Origin of the sequence: Psittacicella gerlachiana, from assembly GCF_003585965.1 — a bacterium.
Lineage (GTDB): Bacteria > Pseudomonadota > Gammaproteobacteria > Enterobacterales > Psittacicellaceae > Psittacicella > Psittacicella gerlachiana.
Genome location: NZ_NRJF01000184.1, coordinates 1 through 8,587 on the forward strand (window position 1 = coordinate 1; position 8,587 = coordinate 8,587).

The 8,587-nt window shown below is 35.9% G+C and carries 4 protein-coding genes; all 4 read right to left on the bottom strand.

Annotated elements, in window-relative coordinates:
- Nucleotides 1-1,619, bottom strand: a 1,619-nt coding sequence (locus CKF59_RS06110; RefSeq protein ID WP_147397135.1) for a peptide ABC transporter substrate-binding protein, incomplete at its 3' end; no start/stop codon positions are given.
- A 94-nt stretch (nt 1,620-1,713) separates the two neighbouring features.
- A complete protein-coding gene (gene ubiG / locus CKF59_RS06115) occupies nt 1,714-2,448 on the bottom strand; it encodes a bifunctional 2-polyprenyl-6-hydroxyphenol methylase/3-demethylubiquinol 3-O-methyltransferase UbiG (RefSeq protein WP_119535064.1) in 735 nt (244 codons plus the stop codon).
- A gap of 86 nt (nt 2,449-2,534) precedes the next feature.
- A complete protein-coding gene (locus tag CKF59_RS06120) occupies nt 2,535-5,459 on the bottom strand; it encodes a DNA gyrase subunit A (protein WP_119535065.1) in 2,925 nt (974 codons plus the stop codon).
- Between the two features lie 275 nt (nt 5,460-5,734).
- Nucleotides 5,735-8,497, bottom strand: coding sequence for a phosphoenolpyruvate carboxylase (gene ppc / locus CKF59_RS06125; RefSeq protein ID WP_281270081.1), 2,763 nt, complete (start codon nt 8,495-8,497; stop codon nt 5,735-5,737).
- Nucleotides 8,498-8,587 lie beyond the last annotated feature (90 nt).

Here is an 8,587-nt window from a genome sequence, read left to right on the forward strand (position 1 = left end):
CCACCTAAAGCCGGAGATTTTAACAAGTAAGCACCTTTTAAGTAAATTGGAGCCACTGGTGTTTGCTCTTGAATTAATTTATTTGCTTGTGCATACAATAGAGCACGTTGATGAGGCTCAATAGTTTTATTTGCCTCTAAAACTAAAGCATCATATTGAGCATTACACCAATTCGTGGAGTTCTGTCCATTATTACATAACAAGGTATTATAGAAAGCTGAAGCTTGATCATAATCTCCACGAGTCCAACCTAAACGAGCTTGATAATCCTTGTTTTGTACTATATCTTCATAAACCTTTCTTTCCATCATATTGGTTTCCATTTTCACTAACCCTTGAGTTTTTTGTTGGAACCAACCTTGAATCGCCACTAGAGTTACATTCATTAATTGTTCTCTTGGGGCTAAGAGGGTAAAGGCAAAAGGTTTATCTTTACTATAACCTGCAGCTTGTAAAAGTTTAATCGCTTCCTCAACATTTTCTTCATAAGGACGAGAGAAATAAGCCTCTTCAGTAGCTAAATCCGCATCTGCTAAAAATGTTGGCGTAAAGATACTAGTAGGTTGTCCTGCTTTTAGAATTACATTAGTTAAATAACGATTATCAACTAATAACTTTAATGCTCTTCTTACTTGAGGATCAGGAATTTTATCAACATTAAAGTATATTGCCCAAGTTAAAGGATCAATATATTCTTTAACTTCATCGGGACGCTCTTGCAGTACCTTATTATAAATATTTGGTGGAATATCTGCCGTTAATACTTCGTTAGCAAGATACTTATTGTAAATCATATTTATATCGGTCATAAAAATGTATTCTGATTTTTCAATTAGGACATTTTTTGCATCCCAATACTGAGGATTTTTTACAAAAGTAATATGCCCATTAATAATATTTTCAGTTAACACATAAGGTCCATTACCGACAAAGTATTTAGGATGTGTCCATTGATCTCCGTACTGTTCAATCTTATCTTGACGTACTGGCGCTAAAACTCCTAAAGTTACTAATTGCGTAAACCAAGGAGTTGCCTGAGTTAAGTGCACCTCTAAAGTATAGTCATCAAGAGCTTTTACTCCAAGACTAGTTGCTGGCAATTTTCCTTGGGCTATCTCTTTAGCATTTTTTACATTTGCCGTCCCTAAATAATCTATATATACTGAAGCATTTTCTGGACTCACCAGTCTTTGCCATGCATACACGAAATCTTGAGCTGTTACCGGTTTACCATCAGACCAAGTTGCGTCTTTACGTAAATTAAAAGTCCAAGTCAATCCATCTGCCGATTGTTTCCAAGTTTGAGCAGCTACCCCCACATAACGACCATCAGGTGCTTGACGCACAAGAGTATCAAATAAAGAGCGTGCAACATTAATTGAATTAGAGTCAGAAAGCTTACCAGGATCTATAGTTGCTGGATTTTCTTTAGCATTACGCTGTAAAAATTGTACTTTTGCTAATTTTATATTAGCGGGAATAATATTTTCCCATTTTGCGCTATATAAAATATCCCCATTTGGTAAAACAGTTACTTCCGAATCCGCAGAACTAAGTCCTGGGGTCAGAAAAGTTAAACCAAGAACAGCCAAATACTTATTTAATTTTAATCTTTTCAATACTTTTTGCCTTTATGATTTTTTAATTTAAAAAAAATTATTCAGTGTTCTTATAGTTTACAACATTTAGAGACAAAAAAAGTAAGCTTTTAGCCTACTTTTTTTTGAAAGTTATAAGATAGTTGACCGAAACGTCAGAATCTAAATAAAATTGATCTTTAAAAATGTTGTATTTATAACCAACTATATCTAGCACTTCTAAACCATGACTGTTTGCAACTTTAACAAGCTCACTTGGTTTAATAAATTTTTGAAATTCATGAGTACCTCGAGGTAACCATTGTAAATAGTTTTCTACTGCTTCAATAATCTGCACTTGAGCTTGCCAAGTACGATTAATAGTTGACATTACTGCAATCCCTCCTGGTTGCAGCATAGTCGCAATCGAAGCCACAATCGAGCTATAATTAGGCACATGCTCGACCATTTCCATACAACAAATTATCGAAAAATACTCCGGAAGTTCTCGAGCTAATTGTTCTGCAGTCACACAACGATACTCTAAATTAGTTAAATTCTTATTTTTTGCATGTATACGTCCAGCTTCGAGAGCCTGCTCAGACATATCGATTCCCAAAACTTTTGCTCCCGCAAAAGCTAAAGATTCGGCAAGAATTCCTGCTCCACATCCAAGATCAAGGATAGGCTGATAAGCTAAAGCCCCAATTTGTTGTTTTAGTGCTTGTTGCATAACATATTGTAAACGAAGCGGATTTAATTTATGGATTAATTTAAAACTTCCCTCTGGTGACCACCAATCTTGAGCCATATTGGAAAACTTTTCAATTTCCGCTTGATCTACATTTTCTAAATTATTTTGTTTCATCATAAAGTAAAAAACCTCAAATCTAAGGATTTGAGGTTCTTAATTAAATTACCTCAACAATGAGGAGTTAATCATTAAATATGCAAAATTTATTCAGAATCTGTTTCCTGATTCATTTGTGCATTACTTTGAGAAGATTCGATTTGCTCTGAATCTGAGTCGATATCTTCGATTTGATCATCAGCATAATCTGTCCCTGAAATACGAGCTACTTGCTCTCCAGTTTGATTAGCTGTAGAGTTATCAGCAAGATTAGTAAAACCTAATTCTGCTTCTGCATGAGCTTTAGCCGCAAGACGATCTTCTTCTTCAATACTTTGTCCATCAACAATACGTTCAATTGAAGCTACAAGTTCACCTTTGACAAGATTAACTAGTTTAACTCCTGCGGAAACCCTACCAGTGAGACGAATTTCATTAGCATTAATTCTTACTAATTTACCACCATCAGTAATAATTGCTAATTGATCAGCTACGTTAATTTGGGTTGCCCCAATTACCGCATTACCAGCTCTTTCTGAAAGTTTATGAATACGCACTCCCTTGGTACCACGGTTTTGACGTAATTGGATTTCTTCAAGACTTGTTCTCTTACCAAGACCACGCTCAGTTACCGTGAGTAGAGGATCATCGTTCTTAGGAACAATTACCGCAATAACTTTATCTTCACCCTCTTGCAGACGCATACCTCTTACACCTCTAGAGGTACGCCCTTGAGCCCGAACACAATCTGAACTAAAGGCTGAAACATGACCTGCACGAGAAATGAGATACACAGGATCACCATCACTAATTACTACCACTTGAGCAAGACGATCTGGAAGCAGATCATGAGCTACATCATTAGCATCTTGTTCTAAATTTATGTCTTCGGCGTTAGTTTCATTTTCTTCACTAACTTCTTCTGAACCAGCAACTTCGGTATTAGCTAAAGTAATAGCTTTAAGTCCGTTAACCCTAATTTTACTAAAGAGAGATAATTTAGTTTTCTTAACTTTACCTTGTTCAGTAGCAAAGAAGAGATATTTGTTTTCAATATCCTCATTTGCCTCTTCGTCAAGAATAATTAAATTCGTAATTTTCTCATCATCTTGCAGATTAAGATAATTATTAATCGGACGACCACGAGAAGCTTGGGTTGCACGTGGAAGTTTATATACTTTAATTTGGAATACTCTACCTAAACTCGTAAAGCATAATAAAGTATCAGTAGTTTTTCCGATTACTAATTGATCGATTTCGTCATTTTCTTTTACTTGTGTCGCTTGACGTCCACGTCCACCACGAGATTGACTACGATATTCATTTAACGCTTGGAACTTAATATAAGAATCACGTGAATAAGTAATCACTACATCTTCTTTATTGATAAAACTTTCATCATCTAAAGAAATTGCTTCGTCTGAAATTTGTGATAAACGAGCATCATAGTTATTATCTTTGCGCTTATTATTATCACGACTTTGGATTAGTTCTTCACGTAATACAGCAGTTAGTTTTGCAGGATCATTAAGAATTTCTAATAAACGGATAATCTCAGCAACCTTGCCTTGGTATTCATTACTAATCTCATGTTGCTCTAAGCCTGTTAAACGTGATAATTGCATTGCTAAAATATCACTTGCTTGCTCAGGACTAAGATAATATAAACCATCTGCTTGGTTAATTCCATATTGATCTTCAAGAGTTACTGGACGAGCTACTTCAGGATTATCGCCTACATTAGCTAACATACTTGCCAGTACTTTACAATTCCAACCACGTCCTAATAAAGCTTGAGCAGCCTGATTACGATCCGCTGAAGCACGAATTAAATGAATAATCTCATCGATATTATCCAAAGCTATAGCTAAAGCTTCTAAAGTATGAGCACGAGCACGAGCTACTCTTAACTCATACACACAACGACGAGTAATTACTTCACGACGGAAGTCGATAAAAATACTAATAAACTGCTTTAAATTCAGAGTTTGAGGTTTACCCTTATTTAAAGCCAGCATATTAAAAGAAATACTACTTTGTAACGAAGTTTTAGCAAAGAGTTGATTCATAATTACATGAGGATCATAGTCTTTATGAACTCTTAACTCAATATTAATATCATTCTTTGATAAATTTAAAACTTCAGTAATTCCTTGAATCTCATCATTTTTAATTAAATCGTGGATACGTTCAATCACCGTGTTATAACTAACTTGGTAAGGTATTTCCACAATATTAATTTTTTTAACTCGAGACTCTTCACTCACTTTATATACCGAACGTAAATAAAGTTTACCTCTTCCCGTATGATAAGCTTCACGAATTCCACTACGACCTAGAATAATTCCTCCAGTTGGAAAATCAGGAGCGGGAATATATTCCATTAATTGGTCAATGGTAATCTCAGGATTATCTACATAGGCAATACAGCCATTTAACACTTCAGTTAAATTATGAGGCGGGATATTAGTTGCCATCCCTACGGCAATCCCACTTGAACCATTCACTAAAAGATTTGGAAAGCGAGTTGGTAACACTAAAGGTTCAGTAGTTTTATTTGAATAGTTAGGAATAAAATCTACTGTTTCCTTTTTAATATCTTTAAGTAGTTCAAGAGCGATATGGCTCATACGTGCTTCAGTATAACGCATAGCCGCTGGTGCTTCATCTCCACGTCCACCAAAGTTCCCCTGCCCTTGCACAAGAGGATAACGTAAACTAAAGTCTTGTGCCATACGTACTAACGTGCCATAAATTGCAGAGTCACCGTGCGGGTGATATAACCCCATCACTTTACCTACAATTTCCGCTGATTTCACAAATGGCTTATCAGGAGTATTTCCTCCTTCATGCATAGCATAAAGCACACGACGGTGTACAGGTTTAAAACCATCACGAGCATCTGGCAATGCCCTACTCATTATTACCGACATTGCATAGTCTAAATAGGAAGTTTTGAGCTCATCAACTATGTTAATTGGCTTCACTTCTCCATTAAAACCTGAAGGATTTTGGTTATTCGATTCAGACATGGATTATCTACCTAATACAATCAAATTGTGAGCCTTGGTTTAGAGCTCACAAACATAAAAAACCTTGAAAAAAACATCTTTGACTACAAGTCATCTTTACATGAAATGTTTGAGACGCATTGTCTAATTGAATTGTCTAACCAGATCTAAATTCAATCTAGTCTATTATAGCAAATCTTAACTATTTTTTCATGAATTTACGTTGAATTTAGCCAAGATTTTCTATAAAAAAAATAAAGAGGAAGAACTAAATCTCCCTCTCTATTTTATTTATTTTAACCGGTGTTACGCATTCCCGCAGCTACCCCAGTAATGGTAATCATTAACGCCTTAATAATGCGTGGATCAGTACTACCTCTACGACTACGATAGAGTAACTCGATTTGTAATAAGTGTAGTGGTAGAGTATAGGCAATACGTTTTTGAATCGATTCATAGATCCATGGGCTATCTTGCATCAGATTATGCCCATTGTCACCACGTAAAGACATAATTACTTCTTTACTCTCAAGAGCTCGATTTCTTAAATCAGCCCCTAAGTAATGTAATCTTGGTTCTACAAGTTTATACTCATATAATGCTGAAATCTCAGTATCTACTTTAGAAAGTACCATTTCCAGCATCCCAATACGAGTTGAGAAAAACGGCCAAGACTGCATCATCTCAACAAGAATACTAGGTCCATCTTCACTTGCTAGCACTTCTTTTAAAGCTGAACCTGTCCCTAACCAAGTTGGTAAAGTAAGACGGTTTTGTGTCCAAGCAAAGATCCATGGAATTGCTCTTAAAGATTCCACCCCTCCATTGATATTACGTTTAGCAGCTCGTGACCCTAAATTTAGATTAGATAGCTCTATCTCCGGAGTTGCCTGACGGAAATAAGGAATAAAATCTGGAGTATGGAATACTACCGAACGATACTCATCGCAAGAAATTTTGGAGAGTTTGTCCATAGTTTGACGCCACTTAGCTTTAGGTTGCGTTGGTGGTAATAAGTTTGCTTCACAAATTGCAGAAGCATAAAGATCTAAACTTAAACGTGCAATCTCAGGCAAACCAAATTTAAAGCGGATCATTTCTCCTTGCTCGGTTACTCTTAACCCCGCCTCTAAACTTCCAGGTGGTTGAGAGAGTAAAGCGGCATGGGCAGGAGAACCGCCTCGTCCTATAGTACCTCCACGACCATGGAATAAAGTCAGTTTAATCCCAAACTCTTGAGCAAGAGCGACAAGATTTTCTTGAGCTTTATATTGAGCCCAGCCTGCAGCAAAGAAACCAGCATCTTTTGCTGAATCTGAGTACCCCACCATTACCATTTGCTCGCCATCAATCATTTGATTATAAAATTCATTACTAAATAATTGACGCATAACTTTTGGAGCCTGCTCTAAGTCATTAAGAGTTTCAAATAGCGGGACTATACCAATATTATTTGGCTCATCATAAAGTTTTAGTAAGAGTTTTACCTCTAAAACATCAGAGGCACAAGTTGCCATTGAAATAATATAGCAATTAATTACTCCTTTAGGCTGTTGTGCGATGAGCTTACAAGTAGCTAAAACCTCTGCCGTTTCCTCAGATGGTTGCCAATGATTTGGTAAGAGAGGACGGGCTGTAGAAAGTTCTTTTATTAAGAAATCTACTTTTTCGTCTTCGCTCCACTCTAAATAGTTACCTAAGTGATAAAAATCTACTAATTCGGCTACCGCTTTTTTATGGCGCGATGACTCTTGACGTATATCTAGTCTAAAGAGGGTTACCCCAAAAGTACGAATTCGATAAATACAATCAAGTAAGAAACCATCTGCAATTTCTTTTTGATTACGAGCAACTAAAGAAGCATAAATATCTTCAAGAGGAGCTAACAGATCCTCATCATTCATAATCAGGTTTTGCGTTGCTTTTTGGAAAGTACGTGAAACTGAATTGCTAATATCTATAGTATCTTGTGCATGATCTATATCAAAAAGCTCCATACGAGTTTGACGCTCAAGAGCTTGCTGTTGTGTCAAATATACCACTTGATCATCAGAAGTGATTAAGCCCTCAAAAAAGTCCATAGTCGCTTTTAAACGCATTCTCAAGAGTCTTAACACTTGACGATAAGGTTCATAATCCACTTTATATTTATCACAAAACTCTTGATCTGCTGAACGCATAGTAAGTTCTTGAGATAAGCGACGGATATCTTCCATCATGATTTTAGCAAATCGTGCACGTCCGGTATTAATTACCGTTTGCGTTACCTTATGAGTGACAAAAGCATTACCATCTCTATCTCCACCCGTCCAAGAAGAGATTTTTAAAGGTTGGAAATCCTGATCTAAAGTTTGTCCATAAACTTTTTCACAACTTAAATTTAACGACTTAATAAACTCAGGTACAGCTTTCCATAATGAATCCTCAATGGTATTCATTGCCCATGAAGCTTCTTCTACCGGCGTTGGACGAATAGTACGAATTTCATCGGTTAACCAAGTCGCAGAAATTAATTGACGTAAACGAACTTTAACTGAATGTTCTTCATAATCGGTTAGATTAGGGTTATCTAATACTCGTAAACATTCATCAAGACCATTATGTTTTTGGATAATTGAACGTCGCGTTGCTTCGGTTGGGTGAGCAGTTAAAACGATTTCAATAAATAACTTTTCTAAAGTCGGACGAATTTGTGCAAAAGTTAAACCTTGATCTTTTAATCTTACAAGTAAAGCTTCAAAGCTACGTGAAGCATAATCATCTTCACTACTAGTAATAGATTTATTGGTTAACTGGTGCTGCTCAGTAGTATTAATGAAGTTTAATAAATGCGAAAAACAACGAGCTACAGGGATGATTAAATCATCACTCATAATATCAAGTAGGGTTACTAATTGTTCTTGCGCCTGCTTATCACCACTACCTGCTTGGCGTGAGTAATCTGAAATTTTATTCAAAATATCTAATACTGTTTGCCCATCAGTATCACGAACGGTTTCTTCTAAGAGCGTACTTAACATTTGTACTTGTTCTTGAATATGGTGATATTTATTTGTCACAATTTTATCTCTTAATAGTTAAATGAGGAAAAAATAAAGATTTAGCCTACCTATATAAATAAGGCTAAAATAATCTTAATTATTTTAGCA

What these genes read in the sequence shown, in the direction of transcription:
- CKF59_RS06120 (WP_119535065.1), bottom strand. Translation starts at nt 5,459, where the DNA reads ATGTCTGAATCGAATAACCAAAATCCTTCAGGTTTTAATGGAGAAGTG.
- ubiG (WP_119535064.1), bottom strand. Translation starts at nt 2,448, where the DNA reads ATGATGAAACAAAATAATTTAGAAAATGTAGATCAAGCGGAAATTGAA.